Origin of the sequence: Bifidobacterium santillanense (genome assembly GCF_018555385.1) — a bacterium.
Classification (GTDB): Bacteria; Actinomycetota; Actinomycetes; order Actinomycetales; family Bifidobacteriaceae; genus Bifidobacterium; species Bifidobacterium santillanense.
In genome coordinates, this window is sequence record NZ_JAFEJS010000014.1 from 1 (window position 1) to 24,499 (window position 24,499).

The following is a 24,499-nucleotide window of genomic DNA, read 5'->3' on the forward strand; positions in this document are numbered from 1 at the left end:
TTAAGGCGCTTGTGGTTAGGTGTCGTTGCTCTGTGCTGTCCTTCGATGTTGCTGCGCCTCCAGATACACCACGAGTGTGTTATGGGGCCTGTTCTGTCTGTGTGGGCATATTGGCGAGGCACCTTTTGCCTTTTTTTTTTTTTTTCAAGCAGAAGACGGCATACGAGATGACGTCGAGTCTCGTGGGCTCGGAGATGTGTAGAAGAGACAGGTTCCTCCGATGCCCGCCCATGTGGGCGGAGCCCCCGGGTTGTCCACAGCGCGGCATGTTATCCACCGCCGCGCCGCGGGGCGGACCTCCGGTCCGATGCCGTCGCCAAGGATCCGTGCCGATGGGGTCGGACGGATCCGTGCCGTCCGTGGCCGGCCGATGGATGCCGGGGCCGAGGCTTCGGCGAAAAAAGAAGAGGCCCGCCGGAGCGGGCCTCTTCGTACAAGTTCAACTGCGAGCAGAATCTCAGCACAACATCATCGTTGCAACGGTAAGTCTTTCCAATGCCCGTCCAACGTATTAGTCCTTTGACCATTACTTTTTTGTGGGCTCTGCTCTGTTCAGTTGTTCTTGTAGTTCATAATCTAGGCGCGAGTCGCCGAGCTCGCAACTTGGGATGTCGGCTTGTGCGGTTCTTTGCGCAAATGGTCGCATCTGCGTTGATTTTCCATTCCGTTGCACCCTCCTGTGCGCTTCGAAACGTTTGACTGTGCCGTTGTGTGCGCTTCAGCCGGTTCGTCGGCGTGTCGTACGGTCGGCATCCACATCGCCGATCCCCGTCCACAGCCGCGGTGGACGACACCCCGCGTTGTGGATAACCCCGGGGGCTTTGTCCACATGGGTCGGGGGATCGCGGCATGCGCCGTTCGCCCGGCGCACAGTGGTCCTACCCGATTCGCCGGCGGGGCCAACGACGGTCTTCGGCGGCGAAGCGGGGAACGGAAACCAAACCAATCGGAATGACAAAAGGAGTCATGATGAACACCAAGATCAAGACCATGCTGACCGGCGCCAAGGCCCGTCTGTACCTGCTCGATTCCAGGATCCGCACGCTCGGCATGGAGCCCGAGGAGGGCGCCGCCACCGCCGAGTACGCGGCTGTGACCGTAGCTGCTGTGGGTCTTGGCGGAGTCCTGTGGACGGTCCTCAAGTCCAAGGAGTTCCAGGACCTGGTCAAACTGGTTCTCAAGACTGCCTTCGAGGCGATCACCAAGAGCAAGGTCTAATGCCCAGCTGACCGGGATATCGTGATGAAACCGTATATGAAGCGCCGCGCTCGCCGTCCGCCGGGAATCTGGCTCCTTGAAGATGGCGACCGGTCCCGATCGGCGTCGCCGCTCCCCACCTCGCCGGCCCCCTGTGGGCCGGCGTCTCCGACCCACGGTCCCCGCCGTGACGGTCGTCATCGGTTGATTGCGCTGGCATCCGGAGCCGATGCCGGCGCGGTCACCGCCGAATTCGCCAGCGTGCTCCCCGCGGTGCTGGCGATGGCCGTCCTGATATGCGCGCTCGCCCGCGGGGTGATGGTGTCGATGACCTGTCAGGACGCCGCGTCGGCCGCCGCCCGCGCGGCCGTCTCCGCGGGAGGCGGCGAGGCCGGTTCCGAAGCCGCCGCACGGACGGTCGCCGGGCGCGACATCGACGTCGAGATCGACTACGACGACGGTGCCGTCACCGTCGTCACGCATTGCCCGGTGGTCCCCGACCCGATGGGCGTGCTGCCCTCGCTGGTGACGGGCAAAGCGGTGGGAGTCCTGACATGAACGAATCCGAATCCACGTGCGGCGGCGCCCGCCGGGCCGAATCGCACGATTCCGCGAGATGGGGAGAACGGCCGCGCGGCGCCGACGGGCCTCTTCCGGAGATCGTCTCGGCCTCCGACGAGGGCGCCGGCACCGTTCTTGGTCTCATACTGATCATCGTCGCGACCGTGATGATCGTCATCGCCGTCGGCGTGGGTCACCTGCTGGTGGCCCGGTCGCGTGCCGCGTCGGCCGCCGATCTGTCGTCGTTGTCCGCCGCGAACGCGTTGTGGAGGGGCGGCGAGCCCTGCGAGGTCGCTGCCGAGGTCGCGGCCGGTCATGACGCGACGCTGGTCGCGTGTGAGATCGGCGGCGATACGGGGGAGGACGTCACGGTCCGTGTGGGAGTGGACGTCGGCATGCCGTTCCTGCCGGACCTGGTCCAATCCGCCCGCGCCGGACCGACATACTGCGAATAGGCGCATGGCGCGGATCCGGTCATCCGCCGACGGGTCGTCGTCGGCTGTCGGAGTATGCGGCTGGCGCGTTCGCGGGCTTCATGGTTATCGTGTTGTCCATGAGCGAGACCCAGAAGCGTGCGACCGTCGCGATGGTCGGCAATCCCGTATCCGACAAGGGAAGGGGCGCCAGGATCGATGCGCAGGTGTTCGACCTGCTGACACGGGCGGGACTCCGTCGCGGATTCGACGTGACGGACCTGACCGGATCCAGCTTCGACGATTCGCTGGCCCGGGTCCGTGCCCGGCGGAACGAGTATGACTATCTGGTCGTGGTCGGCGGCGACGGCATGATCGCGCTCGGCGCGAACGCGGTGGGAGCCAGCGGCAAGCCGTTGGGCGTCGTCGCGACCGGCTCCGGCAACGATTTCGCCAGGGGGCTGTCACTGCCGGTCAACAAGGTCGAGACCGCGGTCGAGGGCATCGTCGGCGCCATCGTGCGCGGATCGCACGTCGACGTCGACATGGGGCACGTCACGGCGCTGCCCGGCGCCGTCGCGGCGGACCCCACCACCGGCGAGGAGACCGTCGGTGGAGGGATCGTACGCGACGATGCCGCGGACGACGCGATCGCATTCGATCGGTTCTATGCCGGCATGCTGTCGTGCGGATTGGACGCGAGCATCAACGATCGCGCGAACCACTCGCATCTGCCGGGCGGCTCGCTGCGGTACTTCGCCGCGGTGCTCGCCGAGGTCACGCATCTGAAGCGGTACGGCTACCACATCAGGGCCACCCTCGCCGACGGCACGGTCGAGGAGCACGACGTCATCACGCCGATGGTGACCGTTGCCAACTCGCGGCATATCGGCGGCGGGCTGGAGGTCTCGCCGTATTCGCGTCTCGACGACGGGCTGCTCGACCTGATCTGGATCGACCACATGCCCGGCGCCTTGGAGATCGCGGACGCGATCTCCAAGGGGTACAACGGCAGACTGCTCGCCTCGCACGTGTTCGGATGGAAGCGCGTGCGCGACATCGAGATCACGCGTGCCGACGAGGGCGACGAACCGCCGCTGCTGATGGCGGACGGCGAGTACATCGGTCGGCTGCCGGTGCGTGTGCGCGCATGCGACCATGCGCTGCGTGTGCTCGTGCCGCCCGCCGTGGTCGCATGGCAACGGCACGAACGGAGCGAGCGTGCGGTGCTGGACGCGATCACGCGCGACGGGCGCGACCCGGTGACCGGTGCATTCGTCTGACCGGGGCGGCGCCGCATCGCGAACGCCCCGTCGGCGAACGCGTCAGGCCCGATGGATGTAGTCGGTCAGGTGCAGCGTCTGGGCGATCAGCGACTTCAGCGTCGCATCGGTGATGTTCGGGTGGGAGCGGATCAGCGAGATCAGTCCCACGATGAGCGTGAAGAACGTCTCGTGCACGTTCTCGATCGGCAGGCCGTGGCGCTGTTCGAAGTCGCGCACCACGGTGCGTTCCAGCAGATCGGCGATGCGGTCGGCGATGCGGTCGATGAACCGGATGTACAGCTCCGCGTTGCCCTCGTGGATCATGCGGGCCGAGAACGGCCCCTCGTTCGCGATGAGGGCGCGGATCAGATGCACCATGTCGTCGAGGGCCTTGTCGATGTTGCCGACCTCGCGGGCCTCGTTCCAGGCCTCGAGCCGGGAGAGGATCTCGCCGACCACGTCGTCGAGCACCGCGTCCGCGACCGCGTCCTTGTCTGGGAAGTAATGGTAGAACAGCGATCTGGTCATGCATACGCGGGCCGCGATGTCGCTCACGGTGATCTTGGAGAAGCCCTTCTCCAGACAGATCTCCCGTGCGGCCCGCACGATCGCCGTGCGTCTTGCGTCGCCTTTGCCCGTGGCCGCCGTCATCGTCGCTGTTGACGTCGCGTCAATACTGCTCATGGCACCAGTGTATGCGATTTCGGCGGCGCATACGACAATCGCTCGCGTTTCGTCAACATCGGCCGCCCGCGGCCGGTACGCGCCCGCCGTCTGCGGGTAGTCGGTTTGAGGTAGGTTGGAACATATGGCACTTGCACTGTATCGACGTTATCGTCCGGACACTTTCGAGGGAGTGATCGGACAGGACCAGGTCACCGTCCCGCTGATGCGGGCCCTGGACGAGGGCAAGCTCACGCACGCGTACCTGTTCTCCGGTCCGCGCGGCTGCGGCAAGACCAGCTCCGCGCGCATTCTGGCGCGCTGCGTGAACTGCGCGAAGGGCCCGACCTCGCATCCGTGCGGCGAATGCGAGTCGTGCAAGGATCTCGCCACCGGTGGCCCCGGCTCGATCGACGTGGTCGAGATCGACGCGGCATCGCACAACGGCGTCGATGATGCGCGCGAACTGCGCGAACGTGCCGGATTCGCCCCCGCACGCGATCGGTACAAGATCTTCATCCTCGACGAGGCCCACATGGTCACGCCGCAGGGCTTCAACGCGCTGCTCAAGATCGTCGAGGAGCCGCCGGAACACGTGATGTTCATCTTCGCGACCACCGAGCCCGACAAGGTGATCGGCACCATCCGCTCGCGCACCCACCACTACCCGTTCAGGCTCGTGCCGGCCGAGATCATGGGACCCTACCTCGAGAGGATCTGCGACGAGGAGCACATCAAGCCCGAACCGGGCGTGCTCAAGCTCGCGATGCGCGCCGGCGGCGGATCGGTTCGCGACACCCTGTCCGTGCTGGACCAGCTCATGGTCGGTTCGGTCGACGGCGTGATCACGCACGACGCGTCCGTGGCGCTGCTCGGCTTCACGCCGGAGGCGCTGATCGGCGAGGCCGTCGACGCGGTGATCGACAGGAGCGGGGAGCAACTGTACGGCGTCATCCAGAAGGTCGTGGTCGGCGGCTTCGATCCGCGTCGCTTCGTCGAGGACCTGCTCGCGCGCGTGCGCGACCTGCTGGTGCTCACCCTGGCCGGCGACAAGGCCGAAAGCGTGCTCTCCGACACCGCCGAGGCCGAGGACATGGACGACCTGCACCGTCAGGCCGCGGCGCTCGGACTGGGGTCCCTCACGGCCATGGCGGACATCATCAACGACACGTTGGGCGCGATGACCGGTGCGATCTCGCCGCGCATGCGTCTGGAGCTGCTGGCGGCCCGACTGCTGTCCGGTGCGGAGCACGGCTTCGCGGCGGCGCCGGTCGTGGGAGGCGGGGCGCCCGTTGCGGTGCCGGCCGGCTCCGGCGTCGCCCCTGCCGCGGGTGCCGCGACGGCCGGCTCCGGTCACGGCGGCTTCGCGGGCGCCGCACGCAATGCCGGCGGCGGCTTCGCCGGCGCGGCCCGCAACCAGCATGCCGATTCCCGGGCCGGGGAGCAGGCCGGCGGTTCCGCCGGTTCCGGACATGGCACCGATGCGGTACGGCATTCGGATCCTGTGGCCCAGGCGTCTCCCGTGAGCTCGGGGAACGCCGGCGACGTCTCGTCCTCGGCGGCGCCGGGCGCGACCGGATCCGCCGGCGCCGGCGCGTCGGTCCCGCAGCCGGACGACCGCACCCCGGACCAGAAGTGGGACGCGCTGGTCGCCGCGCTGCCGGCTGACGTGCGCAGGTACGTCACGCGCGACAAGGTGCTGCGCATCAGCTTCAGGCCGTACAAGCAGACCGGCAGGATGCGGCTGTGGCTCAAGTTCGACAAGCCGCTGAGCAAGTACGCTTTCGCGCTGGCCGTGGCCGCCGAGTCGGTCGACGGCAGCAACAAGGTCGTGAACATCCTGCGCGCCGAGGTGCGCAAGGTGTTCGGCGAACAGACCGAGATCGCGCCGACCCCCACCACCGACGACGGACAGAAGACCCCGGCGTTCAGCAAGCTTCCGGCCGGCGAGCAGCAGCGTATCAAGGCGCAGTTGCTGCAGGAGAACCTGCAGGCCGCCGTCAACCTGACGCGTACCGAATCGAACGGACAGGAGAGCGGGCGCGAGACGTCGTCCCCCGCCGCGCATGCGTCCGGCGCCTCGTCATCCGACGACGACGAATCCCACCGATCGGGCTCGACGGCGACCGTCGGCGCGGGTCCGTCCTCGCCGTCGGTGCTGGACGACGACGATCCGTGGGCGCAGCCACTGCCGACGGCGTCGAGCGCCGGGGGCCGCTCCGACACGGCGACGGGTCCCGGAAGCGGGGCATCGGCGTCCACCGGGTCTCAAGTGGTCACCGGTCACGAACCCGAACATCCGCACAAGCACGTGGCGGTCCCCGATCTGAGCGACGACGTCGACCCGTGGGCGCAACCAGCGGGCACTGTGGGTGGTTCGGGCGCGAATCCGACCTCGGCGGAGGCATCGACTCAGCACGCGTCGGATCCGTGGAACACCACGAGCGGCGTCCCCGGGAACGGTGGAACGACTGTGAACCCGTGGAGTCAGACGTCGAGCGCGACGGGTGGAATCGGGGCGTCGCATCCGGCGGATGATCCTTGGAACCGGCCGGTGAACGGGACCGGAACCACGGTCGACGACCCTTGGAACCAGCCATCAGCCGCGGTGAACGGCGCCGGACGGACGCAGACGGCGGACGATCCGTGGAACCAGCCGGCCAAACCGGCGGGTGCCGGAGCGTGGGGCGGTCCGCGGCAGTCCGCGGCGCAGACCCCCGCGCCGTCGGCTCCGGGCGAACCGGACGACCCGTGGAAGGACGTGCCGCCGCCGGGCGAACCGGATGACCCGTGGAACGCGGGTCCGACGGCACCGCACGGTACGGGTCTCGGAACGGACTCCCGCAGTGCGGGATCGCCGAACGACATGAACGCGGGCGGTACGACCATGCCGGCGCGCGACCCATGGAACGTGGGCCAGCCGGCCCCGGCCGCCCCGCAGGTCGCGGCCGACGAGGACGAGTACTCGATGGATGACGAGTCGCTCGGCGCCGCCACCGCGATGGACCGCGACGAACTGCGCAAGCTGTTCGAGGTCAAGAAGGTCGAGGAGTTCGCGGCGGACGACCCTCGCAACCCGCGCAACATCCATCCGGCGCCCAGGCATGACGACGAGTGACGGTGCCGGGCCGGGGACCGACGCGGCATCCGGACCCGTGCATCGAACACCATGACGAAGCAAGAGAACGAAACGGAAGGGAACGGCAATGGCATTGGCCTATGACGGCGCGATCCAGCGGCTCATCGACGCGTTCAACAGACTGCCCGGCATCGGGCCGAAGGGCGCGCAGCGCATCGCGTTCTACCTGCTCGGCGCGGACGCGCAGGAGGCCGCCGACCTCGCCGACGCCATCGCCGAGGTCAAGGCGAAGGTCCGGTTCTGCGACGTATGCGGCAACGTGTGCGAATCCAGCCCGTGCCCGATCTGCGCCGACCCGCGCCGCGACCACACGGTCATCTGCGTGGTCGAGGAGCCGAAGGACGTGATGAGCATCGAACGCACGCGCGAGTACCGCGGCCTGTACCACGTGCTCGGCGGGGCCATCAACCCGATGGCCAACGTGGGGCCGAGCGACCTCAACATCGCGAATCTGCTCGAACGGCTCAAGGACGACCAGGTCAAGGAGATCATCCTCGCGCTCGACCCGAACATCGAGGGCGAGGCGACCACCACCTACCTGAGCCGGCTGCTGAGCCCGCTCGGCGTCAAGGTCACGCGCCTGGCCAGCGGTCTGCCGGTCGGATCGGACCTCGAATACGCCGACGAGATCACGCTCGGCCGCGCGCTCGCCGGTCGCCGCGAGGCGTGATCGGCCGGCCTCCGGAGCATACGCCGTGAGCGCGCACATCCCGTCCGTATGGTGGGTGCGGCAGGGGCGGGCCGCAGACGCGATCCTTATAATCGTGCCGCTTACGTAGAATAAGCGGTGCCAGCAAGGGGCGCGGCGCTCCGAGCGCACGGCTCCGAAACCCACAGAGAGAATGGACAGCAGTGGCTCTCATCGTACAGAAGTACGGCGGCTCGTCGGTCGCCGATACGGAATCGATCAAGCGTGTGGCCAAGCGCGTCGTGGAAACCAAGAAGAAGGGCAACAAGGTTGCCGTGGTCGTCTCCGCGATGGGCGACACCACCGACGACCTCATCGATCAGGCGCTGAGCATCGATTCCAACCCGCCCGAGCGCGAGATGGACATGCTGATGACCGCCGGCGAGCGCATCTCGATGAGTCTGCTCGCCATGGCCATCCACGCGGAGGGCAGCCGCGCACACTCCTTCACCGGGCAGCAGGCCGGCTTCTTCACCGATGCGCGCTACGGCGCGGCCCACATCAAGGCCGTCAGGCCCGATCGCGTGAAGAACGCGCTGTCGATGGGCGACGTCGCCATCGTCGCCGGCTTCCAGGGCATCAACGCCAGAGGCGACGCCACCACGCTCGGCCGCGGCGGCTCCGACACGTCCGCGGTCGCACTCGCGGTCGCGCTCGGCGCCGACATCTGCGAGATCTACACCGATGTGGACGGCGTCTTCACCGCCGATCCCCGCGTCGTGCCGACCGCGCGCCGCATCCCGTACATCGGCTACGATGCGATCCTCGAGATGGCGTCCTGCGGCTCCAAGGTGCTCGCGCTGCGATGCGTCGAGTACGCGCAGCGATTCAACATGCCGCTGCACGTGCGCAGCTCCTTCTCGCACCGTCCCGGCACGCTGGTCGTGCCCGACGGCGTCGATCCGCGCACGCTGCCGAACATCGACTGACGTCGATCCCATACATCGGTCTCATACACGTTCACGAAGAGAAGAATCGGATAAGGCAAAAGACATGAGCGACAACAACAACGAAAAATCGATGGGCGACCTGTTCCCGGACCTCGGCCCCGAGGCGCCGGTCATCTCCGGTGTGGCGCATGACCGCACCGAGGCGCTGGCCACCGTGCGCGGCGTGCCGAACGAGCCGGGCATGGCGGCCAAGGTGTTCACCGAGCTGGCCACCGCCGGCATCAACGTGGACATGATCGTGCAGGCCGGCTCCTCCGCCGGTCTCGCGGACATCTCCTTCACCGTGCCGGAGGCCTCCGTCAAGGCGGTCGAGAACGCGCTGCTCGACAAGCACGAGGAGCTGGGCTACCGCTCCTTCGACGTGGACACCAAGGTCGGCAAGGTGGCCGTCGTGGGCGTGGGCATGAAGACCCACTCCGGTCTCGCCGCCAAGTTCTTCCAGGCGCTGAGCGACCACGGCATCAACGTGCTGATGATCTCCACCTCCGAGATCCGCATCGCCGCGCTCGTGCCGCTCGACCAGCTCAACGAGGCCGTGCGCGCGCTGCACACCGCCTACGGTCTGGACGCCGATCAGGTGGAGGCCGTCGTCTACGGCGGCACCGGTCGCTGAGTCTCATTCCCTCCGGAGCTCGGCGCGAATTCCTTGCGCCCGGCACGTGATTCGCGCAAGATTCTCGCGCCCGCAACCCCTTCGTGCGGCCCGGTCATCGCGCGGAGGGGCTCGTGGTTTCACCCACGCCCATTCCGCGATCGGCCACGGATATGGGCCCACGGATATGGCGGTGCCCCGCGCCCGGGACTGGGATCCCGGCCGCGGGGCACCGCCATATCGATAGGGAGATGAGGGGAGGGGCTACTTCCTGGTGATGTAGCCGAGGGCCTTGAGCATCTCGGCGCATTCGAGCGCGCCGCCGGCGGCGCCGCGCAGCGTGTTGTGCGCGAGACCCACGAATTTCCAGTCGAAGATCGAATCCTCGCGCAGGCGGCCGATGGAGACGCCCATGCCGCCCTCGTAGTCGACGTCCAGCTTGACCTGCGGGCGGTCGTCCTCGGTCAGGTACTGGATGAAGTGCTTCGGCGCGTGCGGCAGACCCAGCTTCGCGGCCTCGGAGGTGTAGTTGACGAGGCGGTCGACCAGTTCCTCCTTGGTGGCCTTCTTGCCGAAGTTGATGAACACGGTGGCGGTGTGGCCGTCGAGCACGGGCACGCGGATGCACTGCGAGGTGATGCGCAGCGGGCCGTCGAACGGCACGATCTCGCCCTTGGCGTCGTCCACGTGGCCGAAGACCTTGAGCGGCTCCTTCTCGCTCTTGGCCTCCTCGCCGGAGATGAACGGGATGATGTTGCCCACCATCTCGGGCCAGTCCCTGAAGGTCTTGCCCGCGCCGGAGATCGCCTGATAGGTGCTCACGACCACCTCGTGCGGCTCGAACTCCTTCCACGCGGCCAGCGCCGGCGTGTACGCCTGGATCGAGCAGTTCGGCTTGACGGCGATGAAGCCGCGCGTGGTGCCGAGGCGCCTGCGCTGGTGCTCGATGACGGCGAAGTGCTCCGGGTTGATCTCAGGAACGACCATCGGCACGTCCGGGGTCCAGCGGTGGGCGCTGTTGTTGGAGACGACCGGCGTCTCGGTCTTCGCGTAGCGCTCCTCGATCGCGCGGATCTGGTCCTTCGGCATGTTCACGGCGGAGAACATGAAGTCGACGCCCGCGGCGACCGATTCGGCGTCGTCGCCGTCGACCACGGTCATGTGCCTGACGTACTCGGGCATCGGCGCTTCCATCTTCCAACGGTCGCCGACGGCCTCCTCGTACGTCTTGCCGGCGCTGTGCGCGGAGGCGGCGAGGGTGGTCACTTCGAACCACGGGTGGTTCTCGAGCAGCGTGATGAAGCGCTGGCCGACCATGCCGGTGGCGCCGAGGACGCCGACCTTCAACTTTTCGGACATAACAACCTCTTGACTGAGAAGGGATGAAACACACGTAACTGGTCCATCTTACGAAACGCCCGGCATGGGCGGTCCGCACGGCCCATATGCCGGCCATCGGGCGGCGCGGGCGGTAGGCTTGTAGGCATGTCGATTGCATCGGAAGAAGCGAAGAACCAGCTCGACCGCATCGTGGCCCTGGGATACCCGGATGTGGCGGACATGAGCGCCGCCGCATTCCGCGCGCTCGCGCGTCCGCTGCTCGAGGCGCTCGAGCGCTCCGATCTGGGGGCGAACATCCTGCTGGTGCCGACGCGCGAGCTCGTCTCGCCCGAATCGCTGATCGCCAGAACGTCCATCAACCGCATGGCCGGCTTCACGACGATGCCGCCGCGCGACATCGCCAGCTTCCTGCCCCAGGACGGCTTCGAGCCGCCAGAGGGGCCGTTCTATCTGGTCGTCAACCCGCATACCGGCACGTGCTACATCAACCGCGAGCCGGACGTGGCGCGCAAGCTCATCGACTCCGACGAGCGCATGCCCCTCACGCTCGAGGAGGGACTCGCAATCGCCACGCAGCACCCGGAGTGGCTGCTGGAGAAGAACGGGTTCAACCTGCTCGGCTCCCGTTCGGCCGACGGCCGCGTGCCGAGCATCTGGATGAGCCAGAACGCGCCGCGTCTGGGCGCCGTGTGGCCGAACTCGCGCCACACCTGGCTCGGCAACGCCTACTGCACCGCCCGCCGCGGCGTGAGCCTGTTCCGCTAGACGGGCGGTGTCGCGACGGCGGGGCGCTAGCGGCGCGTCAGACGGCGCAGGGGCGCGGCGATCGCCCAGGCCAGCGCGCCGAGCGCGGCCGCGACGGTGGCGAAGGTGGCGGGACGGCGCATCTGGTCGCGCACGCCGACGCCGTCGGTGATGCAGTGGTCCTCGAACCACACGCGCACCTCGTTGTGCGAATAACGGCCCACCAGCTCGCCCCAGGTGAGCATGCGCGTGACGTACGTGGCCGGATGGTCCTCGTGGAACTCGAACAGGCGGATGCCGCGCAGACGCGACTTCGGGCCGTAGCATTCGAATCCGCAGGTCGGCGCGTATCCCAGATCGATGCCGTCGTCGTGACCGACGAACGCGTTCTTGTGGTCATGGCCGCAGAAGAGCGCGAAATAGCCGCCGGCCTCGCGCATCGCGTCCACCTCGCCCACGTTCTCGTCGGCGCATCCGATCGCCTCGCCGAGACGGGATCCCGGACGGCACTTGTCGTGGTCGAGCACGAAGCAGCGGCCGGCGAAGGCGCGCGAGCCCTCCACCGCGTTCGGCGTCCAGGCCGGCACCTCCCTGAGCACGTCGTAGAACTCCTGCGGCGGGATGTGCTGGAACGCGATCGCGGGGACGGGCCTGCCGTCGCCGTTGCGCCTGCCCAGCTCGCGCTGCACGTCGGACAGCCATGCGATCGCCTCGGGGGAGGGCGTGCCGTAGCCGTCGGAGTCGGCCAGATCGAGACCGCGCGGATTGGCGACGTAGAGCGGGTACTGCGCGTCGCGCTCGGCGGGGGTGTTCCTGTCGGCGTAGTCGCCCGAATTGACCATCATCACGCTCATCGCGATGCGGCCGGAGCCGTCGGACGTCTCGACCGGCATCGCGAACGTGCCGGGCTCGATCGCGAGCGGTGCGATCGCCTCGGGGGAGGCGGCGACCGTCGCGGCGAGACGCGGATGGTCGCCGGGGGCGTCGTCGCCGGCGGTCGGGATCGCGTGGGGTGCGGCGGGGCCGGAACCGTCGTCGGCGGCGTCGGCCGGGGAGCCTACGGGCGGGTTGAGGCAGCCCGGGAACTCGCGGTAGATGCCGTCCTGCTCGTCGGCGAGGATGCCGCACTGGAAGTCGTGGTTGCCGTACGTCGCGGCGAACGGCACGCCCGCCTCGACGACGGGTCCGAGGAAGCCGGCGAACGTGCGGCGGACCTTCCCGCGCGTCTCGTCCATCAGATCGTCGATCGTGACGATGTCCTCGGTGGGCGGCACGTCGGGGTCGTGGCGGGCGGCGATGCGGCGTTTGACGCCCTGCAGCCGCGCCTCGATCTCCGTGACGAGGCGGACGCGCGCGCCCGGCTGCTCGCCGCGGCGACGCAGGAACGTGTCGATGTAGGCGGGGTCGTAGCCGCGGATCTGGTCGCCGGTGAAGACCACCAGATCGGGGTCGGCCTTGCGGATCGCCTCGCGGATCAGTCGGATCGTGTCCCGGTCGACGTCGGGCTTGTCCTGGATGTCGGCCATCTGCAGCACGCGGAAGGTGCCGTCATTGCGAAAACGCAGCGTCATGCCATCCAATGTATCGCCACGAGGGAACACGGCGGCGGGCGGCACGGGCCCGAGGCGGCGCCGCTGATGGATAGTGAGATCGGCGAGGCGTTGGGATGCGACGTAGGTAGGATGGGGGATTGCGCATGTTACATGCACGTAACGCTTCAACTCATGAACGTGGCCGGGGGATCGGCCATATATCAGGCAAAGGAGGAACGATGGGTCAGGATCAATCGTCGGTATTCGATCTTGCGGCGGTCGCCGCGGCATCCAATGGAGGTAACAACGACCCGCTGCTGCCTCCCGCACGCTTCATCGGCGCCCCGCAGAAGCCGAGCAGCATGCCCTACACCAAGTACGTCGCCTACGACAAGCAGGTGCCGTTCGACTACCCCGAGCGCACGTGGCCGGGCAAGAAGCTCCAGCGCGCCCCGCGCTGGTGCTCGGTCGATCTGCGCGACGGCAACCAGGCGCTGGTCAACCCGATGGATTCCGAGCGCAAGCTGCGCTTCTGGAACCTGCTCGTCTCCATGGGCTTCAAGGAGATCGAGGTCGGCTTCCCGTCCGCCTCGGAGACCGACTTCGACTTCATCCGCATGCTCATCGAGCGTGAGCTCATCCCGGACGACGTCACCATCGTCGTGCTCACCCAGTGCCGCGAGCACCTGATCCGCCGCACCTACGAGGCGCTCAGGGGCGCCAAGCGCGCGGTCGTGCACTTCTACAACTCCGTGTCCGTGCTGCAGCGCGAGGTCGTGTTCCGCAAGAACAAGGAAGAGATCAAGAAGCTCGCCACCGACGCGGCCGAGCTGTGCAAGAGCCTTGAGGGCGAGGCCAAGGGCATCGACCTGTACTACGAGTACTCGCCGGAGTCCTTCACCGGCACCGAGCCGGAGTACGCCGTCGAGGTGTGCAACGCGGTCATCGACGTCATCAAGCCGACGCCCGAGCACCCGATGATCATCAACCTGCCGGCCACCGTCGAGATGACCACGCCGAACGTGTTCGCCGACGAGGTGGAGTACGTCTCCACCCACCTGCAGGACCGCGACTCCATCGTGCTGTCCCTCCACCCGCACAACGACGAGGGCATGGGCGTGGCCGCCACCGAGCTGGCCGTGCTGGCCGGCGCCGACCGCGTCGAAGGGTGCCTCCTCGGCAACGGCGAGCGCACCGGCAACGTCGACCTCGTCACGCTGGGCCTGAACCTGCTCACGCAGGGCGTCGACCCGCAGATCGACTACTCCAACGTGCCGGAGATCCGCAAGACCGTCGAGTACTGCAACCAGATCAAGATCTCCGAGCGCCACCCGTACGCGGGCAACTTCGTGTTCACCGCGTTCTCCGGCTCGCACCAGGACGCCATCAAGAAGGGCCTCGAGGCCCGTCAGGTGGCCGCCGACCGCGCCGGCGCGAACCTCGACGACTTCGTCTGGCTCGTGCCCTACCTGCCGATCGACCCGAAGGACATCGGCCGCACGTACGAGGCGATCATCCGCGTCAACTCCCAGTCCGGCAAGGGCGGCATGGCCTACCTGCTCAAGACGAACCACAACCTCGACCTGCCCAAGCGTTTGCAGGTGGAGTTCGACAAGATCGTGCAGAAGTACGCCGACGAGACCAAGAAGGAAGTCAAGGACGAGGACATCTGGCGCCTCTTCAAGGACGAGTACCTGCCGGTCGAGCAGTCCGGCATGACCGCCGCCGGCGTGGTCGTCGGCGATACGCATGACGCGACGCTCGCCCCGTGGGGCCGCCTCAAGCTGCTCAAGGTGGCCGTCTCCTCCGGCGAGGACGGATCCGACACCGTGCTCAAGGCGCGCGTGCTCGACCGCGGCATCAACGTGGGCGTCGACGAGCCCCGCGAGCGCGAGGTGTCCGGCGTGGGCAACGGCCCGATCGCCGCGTTCCTCAACGCGATCGCGAACCTCGGCATCGAGGCGTCGGTGATGGACTACGTCGAGCACACGATGTCCGTCGGCACCAACGCGATGGCCGCCTCCTACGTGGAGTGCCAGGTCGGCTCCGACGCGGACGCCGAGATCATCTGGGGTGTCGGCATCGACTCGTCGATCACGACCAGCGCCCTCAAGGCGATCATCTCCGGCATCAACCGCGCCAACCGCGCCGAGGAGCGCTGACCTGATGCGCGGCTGAGTCGCTCGGTCGGCTGAGCCGCGGCGCATACGTGAAAGGGCTGCCGCACCAATCGGTGCGGCAGCCCTTTGTCGTAGGTGCCGTAGAGGTCGTAGGGGTCTTGCCCATGCAGGGGCGTGGCGTGAGGCCGGAGAATCACTCCATGAGTCCGGGGCCGGTGGATTCCCCGCCGGAGGACTCGTCGTTGGCGGTGCCTCCGGCGTTGCCGGTCGTGCCGTTGGAGCCGTTCGAACCGGACCCGCTCGAGCCCGAGCCGTTCGTCGAACCGCCCGTCGTGCCTCCGGATTCGCCGGACGTCGAGCCGCCGGTCTCGCCGCCGGTCGTGCCGGAGCCGGAGCCCTCGGAACCCGTGCCGGAACCGCTGGTGCCGGTCTGGCCCTCCTGTGCGGAGCCGGTGGAGTTGTTGTTCGTGGTGGCCGAATCGGAACCGGACGACGAGCTGCCGTAGTACTTGCGCGTCGACCTCGAGGAGCCGGTGCCCCACGTGCCGTCGGTGCCGCCGACCTTGCCGGTGTCCTTCGCGGTCGGGAAGGATTCGTTTGCGGTACCGGCCAGCGCCTGCTTCATGTACTGGGTGAACAGGTGGACAGGGTAGTCGGAGTGGCCGGTCCAGCGGCCGAACGACGGGATCTCCTGCGGGTTGCCGTTGGCGTCCGGATACCACATCGCGAACGTGGAGACCACGGACGGCGTGTAGCCGACGAAGCTCGCCGCGTACATGTTGTTCGAGGTGCCGGTCTTGCCGGCGATCGTGTGGCCGGTCTGCTTCGCCTCGGTGGCGGTGCCGGACTGGACCACGCCGGTGAGGGCCTTGGTCACGAGGTTCACGTCGTTCGCCTCGAATACCTTCTCGGTGGAGGTCGGGGCCTTGTAGAGCTCCTTGCCCTTGAGGCCCGTCACGCTGGAGACGATGTGCAGCGTGGGCTTGTTGCCCTGGTTCGCGATCGTGGCGTACGCCCAGGTCATATCCTTGACGGTCAGCGCGTTGTTGCCGAGCACCGTGTACGGCTCGGAACCGTCCAGCGAGGTGCTCTGCACGCCCGCGGTGCGCGCGATCTCGGCGATCTTCTTGGTGCCGAGCTTGGTCTGCAGATCCATGTACACGGTGTTCGACGACTGCGCCGTGGCCTTGTACAGGTTGATGTAGCCCAGGTTCGCGCCTCCCACGTTGCTCACCGTGCCGGAGATGCCCGGGTAGGTGCGCTTCGAGTTGCCGTTGAAGATCGTGTTGAGGCTCACCTTCGACTGCACCGTGCCGAGCAGGGCGAACGCCTTCATCGTGGAGCCGACCTCGTACTGGGCCTGCGTGGCGTTGTTGAGCTGCTTGGTCAGGTAGTCGTCGCCCGCGTACAGCGCGATGATCGAGCCGTCCTTCGGGTTGACGCTCATCGCGCCGAACTGCATGCCGTCGGGCACCACGCCCTGCATTCCGTTGGACGCAGGGCTCACGACCTGCTGCATGAGGTCCTGCTTGGACTTGTCGATCGTGGTGACGATCTTGTAGCCGCCGGTGTCGAGGTCGTCCTTGGTGAACGCCTTGCTGTTGACCAGCTCGTCGCGCACCATCTGCAGCAGATAGCCGTTCGGCCCCTTGTACATGTCCTGCTGCGTGTTCTCGATGGTGGTCGGCATGTCCGTGGCGGAGGCGGCCTCCTTGGCGGTGATGTAGCCGTCCCCCTTCATGATCGAGATCACGCGGTGGAAGCGCTCCTCGGCCATCTTCGGGCTCTGCGCCGGATCCCACGTGCTCGGCGCCGGGATGATGCCGGCCAGCATCGCCGCCTCGGACAGCGTCAGGTCCTTCGCGTCCTTGTTGAAGTACGCCTTCGCCGCCGCCTGGATGCCGTACGCGCCGCGACCCAGATAGATCGTGTTCATGTAGTTGCACAGCACCTGGCTCTTGTCCTGGCTCTGCGCGATCTTCAGCGCGAGGATCGCCTCGTGCAGCTTGCCGGTGTACGAGGTCGTTTCGCCCAGATAGTAGCGTTCCGCGTACTGCTGGGTGATGGTCGAGCCGCCCTGGCGCGTGCCCTTGGTGACGTTGGACACCAGCGCGCGGGCGATGCCCTGCAGATCGATGCCGCGGTCGGTGTAGAAGCTGCGGTTCTCCGAGGCCACGATGGCGTTGCCCACGTAGTCGGGCAGCACGGAGCAGTCGATGATCTCGCGGTTCTGGTCGGAGAAGGTGCCCATCTCGGTGGTGCCGTCGCTGAAGTACACGGTGGTGTTCGACGCCATCGCGACCTTCTCGGGCTGCGGGATCTCCGTGGTGACGTACAGGTAGGCGAACAGGCCGATGCCCGCGGCCAGACCGACCGCGATCAGGCCGAGCAGCCATTTGAGGAAGAGATGCCTGCCGCGCCCACGCTGCTTCGGGCCCCTGCCGCCCTTTGCACGATGGTTGCCGCCGTGGTAGTGGCGGGCCGCGGGGCGTCGCTCCGACCTGCCCTGCGCCGCCCTCCGGGCATGCTTCCGTACATTACGAGAGTGTGAAACCATGCCCTCCACCGTAGCCACACGCCCTGAACAAGCGGCCGAGGTTTGCGCTCACACGGCGCAATTCCGGGGCTTTTTGCGTGAAATCCTCACAAATTCCGCTCCGTGCGCACCGCGCGCGTCGAGGCATGGTGTATAGTGGTCAGAGCCTCCACGCGGCGCTACGTCGCCCAACCCCCCCAGGGCAGGAATGCAGCAAGGGTAAGCGGCCTCTTGCGGGTGCGTGGAGGTTTTTCTATGCTTGTGGGCTACTCTGGAGGGCATGACCGACGAACAGAAGCCCTCAAATCCCGCGATTCGCGACCCGCATGCGCCTTCGAATCTGGTGCGTGATTTCGAGCCGTTGGACATCCCCGTGCCGCCCGTGCCGACGAGGCCGTCGTCGCTGTCCGACGTGGCCGACGTCGAGCATACGGACACGATGGACCTGACCGCCGCCATGGCCGCGGCCACCACGCCGTCGTCCGTGCGCCCCGCCGGATACCCGTCCTCGCGGGGCGGTTCGCGCGCCGCGCGCCGCTCCCGTGCCGCCCGCGCGGCCGCCGCGGGCGTCTCCTCCCTGACCGACGAGGATCCGCTGGCCGACCGTCCGCGCATCTCCAGCCGCGTGCTGTGCGTCGTGTTCGGACTGCTGCTGATCGCCGCGGCGTTCGGCGTGTGGTGGCTCGGCGTCCACACCGAGGCCGGCCAGTCGTTCGACGACATGGCCGAGGTGTCCTTCCCCGGCGCCGTGCCCGGATGGCTCGGCGGGCTGCTCGCCCTGGGCACGCATCTCGTCGTCGTGATCGGCTCGGCCCTGCTCGCCGTCGCGGCCGCGGCCGTCGTCGCCGTGCGCCGCCGCTGGTGGCTGGCGGGCCAGCTCGTCGCGTTCGGCGTGCTGTGCTTCGCCTCCACGCTGCTCAAACCGCTGCTGCCGCGCCCGTTCATCATCCACACCGAGATCGTCGACGGCTCGTCCGCGCCGTCCGGACACGTCACGCTCGCCGTCGCCTGCTCGATCGCCCTGCTGCTCGCCGTATCGCGCGGATGGCGATGGGTCGCGGCGCTCGTCGGCATGGCATGGAGCGCGTTCGTCGGGCTGTCCGTCATCTACGGGCAGTGGCATCGCCCGTCCGACGCGGCGATGGCGACGCTGCTGGTCGGCGGCATCGCCCTGATCGTCCTCGCGTTCACGCGCACGTCCGGCATGGACGCCACCGGTTCGCGTCGGTCCTCGGCCGGGGTGCAGATCGTCTCCAGCGTGTCGCTGACCGCCTCCGTCATGGCGGTCCTGTACGGCGCGTACGTGGTCTGGCAGATCGTGCCTGGACTGACGATGAGCGCGAAATGGGCGCAGACGAGCTCCGTGGCCGCCTCCTCGATCCTCGTCGTCGCGGCCGTCGTGCTGGTGTTCGGACTGACCCTGATGATGCGTCAGATCACCGCGGCGCCGCTGACCCGACTCGGCCTGGTCGGCGCCCCGCCGGCCCCGCCGAAGCGCCGCCGGACACCCTCTGACCACGCGTCGTGAGTATGATGACTGCACAGCGGAAGAAGAAATAAGGAGAGATCATGGCAAATGGCACCAAGCTGGTGATCGTGGAGTCTCCCACCAAGGCGCATAAGATCGGCGGCTATCTGGGCGACGGGTACACGGTGATGGCGTCGGTGGGCCACATCCGGGATCTCGCGCAGCCGAGCCAGGTGCCCGCCGACGAGAAGGCGCGGTTCGGCAAGTTCGGCGTCGACGTCAACGACGGCTTCAAGCCCTACTACATCGTCGACGCGAACAAGAAGAAGACGGTCTCCGAACTCAAGTCCGCGCTGAAGAAGGCCGACGAGCTCTACCTCGCCACCGATGAGGACCGCGAGGGCGAGGCCATCGCATGGCATCTGGTCGAGACGCTCAAGCCCAAGGTGCCGGTCAAGCGCATGGTCTTCCACGAGATCACCAAGAAGGCCATCCAGCAGTCGCTCACCCAGACGCGCGACGTCGACGCCGACATGGTCGACGCGCAGGAGACGCGACGCATCCTCGACCGTCTCTACGGCTACGAGCTCTCCCCGGTGCTGTGGCGCAAGGTCGGGCCGGGCCTGTCCGCCGGCCGCGTGCAGTCGGTCGCCACTCGCCTGATCGTCGAGCGCGAGCGCGAGCGCATGGCGTTCGTGCGCGCCCCCTACTGGGACGTGACCGCGACGCTGTCCGCGCCGGGCGCCGAGGGCGCGCCGGTCGCGTTCGACGCGCGCATGACCGCGCTGGACGGCCGCCGTCTGGCCGTGTCCAAGGACTTCGGCCCCGACGGCCGCCTGACCGCCGACGGGGAGGCCGCCGTCGTGCGCCAGCTCGACGAGGCGACCGCCCGCGCGCTGGCCGTCGCGCTCGGCGGCGCGGCGTTCACCGTCACGTCGATGGAGTCGAAGCCGTACCGTCGCCGCCCGCTGCCGCCGTTCACCACGTCCACGCTGCAGCAGACCGCCGGCAACCGTCTCGGCATGAGTTCGCGCGCTACGATGCGCGCCGCGCAGGGCCTGTACGAGAACGGCTACATCACGTATATGCGTACCGATTCGGTGACGCTGTCGCAGGAGGCCATCGCCGCCGCACGCGAGAGCGTGACGACCCACTTCGGCGAACGATACCTGTCCGATGCGCCCAAGCAGTACGCGACCAAGACCGCCGGCGCGCAGGAGGCCCACGAGTGCATCCGCCCCGCCGGCGCGCACTTCCACGATCCGGACGAGCTGGCGACCAAGGTGCCGAGCGACCAGCTGAAGCTCTACACGCTGATCTGGCAGCGCACGCTCGCCTCGCAGATGGCCGACGCCACCGGCTCGACCGCCACCGTGAGGCTCGCCGCCTCCGCGGGCGAGCACGGCGAGGCCCAGTTCCAGGCGTCCGGCACGGTCATCGAGTTCCCCGGCTTCATGAAGGCGACCGGCGAGGGGCGTCGCACGGCCGCCGCAAAGGAATCGAAGGGCGCCGAGGACAACGCGTCCCTGCCGCCGATGGCCCCCGGCGACCGGCTCGGCGCGTCCGACGTGCGCGCGGACGGGCACGAGACCCAGCCGCCGGCGCGCTACACCGAGGCGTCGCTGGTCAAGACCCTGGAGGCCAAGGAGATCGGCCGCCCGTCGACCTACGCATCGATCATCTCCACGATCATCGACCGCGGCTACGTGTACGAGCGCGGCCGCGCGCTGATTCCCTCCTGGCTGGCGTTCGCCGTCGTCAAGCTGCTCGAGACGAAGTTCCCCAAGCTCGTCGACTACCAGTTCACCGCCGACATGGAGAACGGCCTCGACCAGATCGCGCACGGCAGGGAGACCGGCCGCGACTGGCTCACCCGCTTCTACTTCGGTTCCGGCTCCGACGCCGCGCACAGCGCCGACGAGGCGCACGAGGGCCTGCAGCAGCAGGTCGCGCAGCTCGGCGAGATCGACGCGCGCGCCATCAACACCATCGAGATCGGCGATGGTCTGCACGTGCGCGTCGGCCGCTACGGCCCGTATCTGGAGGACATGGCGCATCTGGACGCCGAAGGCAACCCGAAGCGCGCCTCCCTGCCCGACACCATCGCCCCCGACGAGCTCACCGTCGCCGTGGCGCATGATCTGATCGAGAACCATTCCGGAGGCCCGCGCGAACTGGGCACGGACCCGGTGACCGGCGGCACCGTCGAGGTGCGCAACGGCCGCTTCGGCCCGTACGTGGCGCTGATCCCGCCGGCTTCGGCGGACGGCGCCGCCGCCCCCACCGAGCCCGCCAAGACGACGTCGAAGCGCGGAGCGAAGAAGTCGGACGCGCCGAAGCCGAAGATGGCGAGCCTGTTCAAGACGATGAGCCCCGAGTCGATCACGCTCGAGGACGCGCTCAAGCTGCTGCGTCTGCCGCGCGAGGTCGGATCCTACGAGGAGACGAACGCCGAGACCGGCGAGGTCTCCGAGTCGAAGGTCATCGCGAACAACGGCCGCTACGGCCCGTACCTGACCAAGACGAAGGCGGACGGCTCCACCGAGACCCGTTCGCTGGGCTCCGAGGACGAGATCTTCACCGTCACCATCGATCAGGCGAAGGACCTGTTCGCACAGCCGAAGTACCGCGGTCGCGGCCGCGGCGCCGCCAAGCCGCCGATCCGCGCGCTGGGCAACGACCCGGAGTCCGGCAAGCCGGTCGTCATCAAGGAGGGCCGCTTCGGCCTGTACCTGACCGACGGCGAGACCAACCGCACGCTGCCGCGCCAGTACGATCCGGCCACCATCGAGCCGGCGGACGCGTTCCGCATCCTCGCCGAGAAGCGCGCGATGGGTCCGGCGCCGAAGCGCGGGCGCAAGGGCGCCGCGGCCAAGGGCTCCAAGGCCAAGGCCGCGCCGAAGACGAGCGCCGCCGAGACCAAGCGCGCCGAGCGCCGCGCCGAGGTGAAGAAGCTCGCCGATCAGGGCTGGGCCAACACGCGCATCGCCGAGGCGATCGGCTCGACCGCCGCCACGGTGAAGTCCGACATCGACTGGATGACCGCGAACGAGGGCTACGAGCGTCCCGCGGTCGTCGCCGCCAAGCCCAAGCGCGCCGCCAGGAAGTGAATCCGGGCTCCTTGCCTGCGGCATTCGCCGATTGGATTACTTCTTAGGTAGTTTTTGCGTTTCCTAGGCAGGCCGCCGACGGTATGACGACGACAGCCCCATGAAATCATGGGGCTGTCGACTCTGGCCTTCGCCATGACCTGCCTAGGAAACGCAAAAACTGCCTAGGAAATGCGCATGACGGCTGGAGACGGGCGAATCCGAGCCGGCGGTTATGGTGGAAACCATGACTGGGCTGTTCATCTCATTCGAAGGCGTCGACGGCGTGGGCAAGACCACGCAGGTCGAGCGGCTGCGCGCGTATCTCGAGTCGCGCGGCCGCATCGTTGTGACGACCCGCGAGCCCGGCGGCACCGCATTGGGGCGTGCCATCCGCCGACTGCTGCTGCACGGCGTGGATGACGGTCCCGCCGACATCGCGCCGCGCGCCGAGGCGCTGCTGTTCGCCGCTGACCGCGCGCAGCATGTCGCCGAGACGATCCGTCCGGCACTCGAACGCGGAGAGGTGGTGATCACCGACCGCTACCTCGACTCGTCGCTCGCCTATCAGGCCGGCGGGCGCGAGCTCACGTCCGATGAGATCCGGAACCTGAGCATGTGGGGTACCAATGGCCTGCTGCCCGCGCGCACGTATCTGCTCGACATGGACCCGGCGATGTCCCACTCCCGCCTGACCCACGCCGAGGACCGCATGGAGTCCGCCGGCGACGAGTTCCAGCGCCGCACGCGCGAGGCGTTCCTCGCGTTGGCCGCCGCGGAGCCGGAGAGGTTCCGCGTGATCGATGCGTCGCGGTCCATCGACGAGGTGTGGGAATCCATCCGCTCGGACATGGACGGGCTGCTCTCCGGCGATGCGGGGGAGCGCGCCGCCGTCGACGTGGATCGTGCGGAGGGCTCTAGGGAATCCGCGGGGGAGTCGGCATGAGCGTATGGGATTCGATCGTCGGCCAGCAGGCGGTCGTCGAGCAGCTGAAGACGATCGCCGCCGGAGACCCGAGACAGATCGCGCAGTCGTGGCTGATCTGCGGACCTCCCGGATCGGGCAGGTCGAACATGGCGCGCGCGTTCGCCGCCGCGCTGGAGAGCCCCGACCACGGCATGGACGACGAGCCGACCAAGGTGACGAAGCAGGTGCTCGCCGGCACGCATCCGGACGTGAGCGTGCTCGCCACCGACAAGGTGACGATCGGCATCGATCAGGTGCGCGATCTGATCGGGGTGTCCGAGCAGATGCCGAGCACCGCGCCGTGGCGCATCATCATCATCGAGGACGTCGACCGCATGCTCGAGCGCACCACCAACGTGCTGCTCAAGGAGATCGAGGAACCGGCCGAGCATTGCATATGGCTCCTGTGCGCCCCGAGTGCGCAGGATGTGCTGCCGACCATCCGCTCGCGCACGCGCATCGTGAACCTCGCCGTACCGTCCGCCGCGGCCGTCGCCGGATACCTGGAAAAGAGCGTCGGCGCCGAGCCGAAGATCGCCAGACGCGCGGCGCGCCTGGCCGAGGGACACATCGGCATCGCGAAGCTGTACGCCACCGACGAGCGGGTCATGACCGACCGCGACGAGCTCGTCGTCGGCGTGCTGAACCTGCACAAGGCGTCCGAGGCGGTGCTGCTCGCCGGCACGCTCAACGCGAACGCCAAGGCGCAGGCCGACGTGGACGTGGCGGCGCAGGCCGCCCGCGAGGAGTCCGACTTCCGCCGCGTCAACGGCCTCGGTCCCGCCGACCGCATCCCGCCGAACCTGCGCGGCGCCTACAACGCGATCTCCAAGAAGGACGAGCTCAAGCGCCGCGCCACGCGCCGCAGCCGCGACGTGCTCGACCGCGCGCTCAACTCGATCGCCTCGATCTACCGCGACGTGGCCGTGCTGCAGAACAACGCCGAGGACGCGGTCGGCCTGATCAACCTCGAGAACCGCGCCGCGATCACCGATCTCGCCTCGCGCATGCCGCGCGCCGCCGCGATCGAGCGCCTCGACGAGGTGGCGACCGCCCGCCGCCGCCTCATGGGCAACGGCAACCCGCTGCTCGTCTTCGAGTCACTCTTCTGCGCCCTGATCTTCTGACGGCTTGCGTTCGTACGTAACAGAGGTGGGGGATTCGGATTGCGGTGACCGACCGTAGGCTTGGCCGAGCGGCCTGGAGCGTGTCGCGTAACGCAATCCGAATCCCC

At 68.0% G+C, this 24,499-nt stretch carries 18 protein-coding genes and 1 other RNA gene; 15 read left to right on the forward strand and 4 right to left on the reverse strand.

The features are described 5' to 3' along the window. The first annotated feature begins 966 nt into the window (after positions 1-966). The 4 genes from JS528_RS10330 (at position 967) to JS528_RS10345 (ending at position 3,454) form a co-directional block, all read left to right on the forward strand. Positions 967-1,218 carry a DUF4244 domain-containing protein gene (locus tag JS528_RS10330; protein WP_214358963.1) on the forward strand — a complete coding sequence of 84 codons (252 nt, stop codon included), beginning with the start codon at positions 967-969 and terminating at the stop codon, positions 1,216-1,218. Between the two features lie 183 nt (positions 1,219-1,401). Further along, positions 1,402-1,755: a TadE/TadG family type IV pilus assembly protein gene (locus tag JS528_RS10335; protein WP_240541454.1), complete on the forward strand. Its 354-nt coding sequence runs from the start codon at positions 1,402-1,404 to the stop codon at positions 1,753-1,755. Continuing rightward, a complete protein-coding gene (locus JS528_RS10340) occupies positions 1,752-2,213 on the forward strand; it encodes an Rv3654c family TadE-like protein (RefSeq protein ID WP_214358965.1) in 462 nt (153 codons plus the stop codon). Before JS528_RS10335 ends, JS528_RS10340 begins: the two co-directional genes overlap by 4 nt. Positions 2,214-2,311: 98 nt before the next feature. Further along, entirely contained in the window at positions 2,312-3,454 is a 1,143-nt protein-coding gene (locus JS528_RS10345; RefSeq protein WP_420838214.1) for a diacylglycerol/lipid kinase family protein, read from the forward strand. 42 nt (positions 3,455-3,496) lie between these two features. On the opposite strand, the gene JS528_RS10350 is transcribed toward JS528_RS10345, so the two are convergent. Beyond that, the gene (locus tag JS528_RS10350; protein ID WP_240541455.1) at positions 3,497-4,120 is read right to left on the reverse strand and encodes a TetR/AcrR family transcriptional regulator; all 624 of its coding nucleotides are present in this window, start codon (positions 4,118-4,120) and stop codon (positions 3,497-3,499) included. 124 nt (positions 4,121-4,244) lie between these two features. On the opposite strand from JS528_RS10350, the gene dnaX reads away from it, so the two are divergent. From dnaX to JS528_RS10370, 4 genes are all read left to right on the forward strand, one after another. After that, positions 4,245-7,217: a DNA polymerase III subunit gamma/tau gene (gene dnaX, locus JS528_RS10355; RefSeq protein WP_214358966.1), complete on the forward strand. Its 2,973-nt coding sequence runs from the start codon at positions 4,245-4,247 to the stop codon at positions 7,215-7,217. Positions 7,218-7,305: 88 nt separating this feature from the next. Continuing rightward, a complete protein-coding gene (gene recR / locus JS528_RS10360; protein ID WP_214358967.1) occupies positions 7,306-7,908 on the forward strand; it encodes a recombination mediator RecR in 603 nt (200 codons plus the stop codon). 182 nt (positions 7,909-8,090) lie between these two features. Beyond that, positions 8,091-8,855 carry an aspartate kinase gene (locus JS528_RS10365; RefSeq protein WP_214358968.1) on the forward strand — a complete coding sequence of 255 codons (765 nt, stop codon included), beginning with the start codon at positions 8,091-8,093 and terminating at the stop codon, positions 8,853-8,855. Between the two features lie 64 nt (positions 8,856-8,919). Continuing rightward, a complete protein-coding gene (locus JS528_RS10370) occupies positions 8,920-9,489 on the forward strand; it encodes an ACT domain-containing protein (protein ID WP_214358969.1) in 570 nt (189 codons plus the stop codon). A gap of 243 nt (positions 9,490-9,732) precedes the next feature. Here JS528_RS10370 and asd read toward each other — a convergent pair whose 3' ends face one another. After that, a complete protein-coding gene (gene asd, locus JS528_RS10375) occupies positions 9,733-10,827 on the reverse strand; it encodes an aspartate-semialdehyde dehydrogenase (protein ID WP_214358970.1) in 1,095 nt (364 codons plus the stop codon). Positions 10,828-10,953: 126 nt separating this feature from the next. Between asd and JS528_RS10380 the strand changes: the two genes are divergently transcribed. Further along, positions 10,954-11,574, forward strand: a complete 621-nt coding sequence (locus tag JS528_RS10380) for a DUF5701 family protein (protein ID WP_214358971.1) — start codon at positions 10,954-10,956, stop codon at positions 11,572-11,574. Between the two features lie 26 nt (positions 11,575-11,600). Here the strand turns inward: JS528_RS10380 and JS528_RS10385 are convergent, their stop codons facing one another. After that, complete coding sequence (locus JS528_RS10385; RefSeq protein WP_214358972.1) at positions 11,601-13,124, reverse strand: metallophosphoesterase family protein; 1,524 nt, start codon at positions 13,122-13,124, stop codon at positions 11,601-11,603. 200 nt (positions 13,125-13,324) lie between these two features. Between JS528_RS10385 and leuA the strand changes: the two genes are divergently transcribed. Next, positions 13,325-15,247: a 2-isopropylmalate synthase gene (leuA, locus tag JS528_RS10390; RefSeq protein ID WP_214358973.1), complete on the forward strand. Its 1,923-nt coding sequence runs from the start codon at positions 13,325-13,327 to the stop codon at positions 15,245-15,247. Positions 15,248-15,398: 151 nt separating this feature from the next. On the opposite strand, the gene JS528_RS10395 is transcribed toward leuA, so the two are convergent. Continuing rightward, entirely contained in the window at positions 15,399-17,762 is a 2,364-nt protein-coding gene (locus JS528_RS10395) for a transglycosylase domain-containing protein (RefSeq protein WP_214358974.1), read from the reverse strand. A gap of 139 nt (positions 17,763-17,901) precedes the next feature. Here JS528_RS10395 and ffs point away from each other — a divergent pair. From ffs to JS528_RS10420, 5 genes are all read left to right on the forward strand, one after another. After that, positions 17,902-17,998, forward strand: an RNA gene (ffs, locus tag JS528_RS10400) — signal recognition particle sRNA small type. Between the two features lie 23 nt (positions 17,999-18,021). Next, the gene (locus JS528_RS10405) at positions 18,022-19,269 is read left to right on the forward strand and encodes a phosphatase PAP2 family protein (RefSeq protein WP_214358975.1); all 1,248 of its coding nucleotides are present in this window, start codon (positions 18,022-18,024) and stop codon (positions 19,267-19,269) included. Between the two features lie 41 nt (positions 19,270-19,310). Further along, positions 19,311-22,319, forward strand: a complete 3,009-nt coding sequence (gene topA / locus JS528_RS10410) for a type I DNA topoisomerase (RefSeq protein WP_214358976.1) — start codon at positions 19,311-19,313, stop codon at positions 22,317-22,319. 226 nt (positions 22,320-22,545) lie between these two features. Continuing rightward, entirely contained in the window at positions 22,546-23,244 is a 699-nt protein-coding gene (tmk, locus tag JS528_RS10415) for a dTMP kinase (protein WP_214358977.1), read from the forward strand. Then, positions 23,241-24,392 (forward strand): DNA polymerase III subunit delta', encoded by a 1,152-nt coding sequence (locus JS528_RS10420; protein ID WP_214358978.1) that lies wholly within the window; start codon positions 23,241-23,243, stop codon positions 24,390-24,392. The genes tmk and JS528_RS10420 overlap by 4 nt, the downstream gene beginning before the upstream one ends. The last annotated feature ends 107 nt before the right edge of the window (positions 24,393-24,499 follow it).

Bases quoted from the DNA above. Each gene is read 5' to 3' on its own strand.
- JS528_RS10330 (WP_214358963.1), top strand. From the start codon at position 967: ATGATGAACACCAAGATCAAGACCATGCTGACCGGCGCCAAGGCCCGT.
- JS528_RS10340 (WP_214358965.1), top strand. From the start codon at position 1,752: ATGAACGAATCCGAATCCACGTGCGGCGGCGCCCGCCGGGCCGAATCG.
- JS528_RS10345 (WP_420838214.1), top strand. From the start codon at position 2,312: ATGAGCGAGACCCAGAAGCGTGCGACCGTCGCGATGGTCGGCAATCCC.
- JS528_RS10350 (WP_240541455.1), bottom strand. From the start codon at position 4,120: ATGAGCAGTATTGACGCGACGTCAACAGCGACGATGACGGCGGCCACG.
- dnaX (WP_214358966.1), top strand. From the start codon at position 4,245: ATGGCACTTGCACTGTATCGACGTTATCGTCCGGACACTTTCGAGGGA.
- recR (WP_214358967.1), top strand. From the start codon at position 7,306: ATGGCATTGGCCTATGACGGCGCGATCCAGCGGCTCATCGACGCGTTC.
- JS528_RS10370 (WP_214358969.1), top strand. From the start codon at position 8,920: ATGAGCGACAACAACAACGAAAAATCGATGGGCGACCTGTTCCCGGAC.
- asd (WP_214358970.1), bottom strand. From the start codon at position 10,827: ATGTCCGAAAAGTTGAAGGTCGGCGTCCTCGGCGCCACCGGCATGGTC.
- JS528_RS10380 (WP_214358971.1), top strand. From the start codon at position 10,954: ATGTCGATTGCATCGGAAGAAGCGAAGAACCAGCTCGACCGCATCGTG.
- JS528_RS10385 (WP_214358972.1), bottom strand. From the start codon at position 13,124: ATGACGCTGCGTTTTCGCAATGACGGCACCTTCCGCGTGCTGCAGATG.
- leuA (WP_214358973.1), top strand. From the start codon at position 13,325: ATGGGTCAGGATCAATCGTCGGTATTCGATCTTGCGGCGGTCGCCGCG.
- JS528_RS10395 (WP_214358974.1), bottom strand. From the start codon at position 17,762: ATGGTTTCACACTCTCGTAATGTACGGAAGCATGCCCGGAGGGCGGCG.
- JS528_RS10405 (WP_214358975.1), top strand. From the start codon at position 18,022: ATGACCGACGAACAGAAGCCCTCAAATCCCGCGATTCGCGACCCGCAT.
- topA (WP_214358976.1), top strand. From the start codon at position 19,311: ATGGCAAATGGCACCAAGCTGGTGATCGTGGAGTCTCCCACCAAGGCG.
- tmk (WP_214358977.1), top strand. From the start codon at position 22,546: ATGACTGGGCTGTTCATCTCATTCGAAGGCGTCGACGGCGTGGGCAAG.
- JS528_RS10420 (WP_214358978.1), top strand. From the start codon at position 23,241: ATGAGCGTATGGGATTCGATCGTCGGCCAGCAGGCGGTCGTCGAGCAG.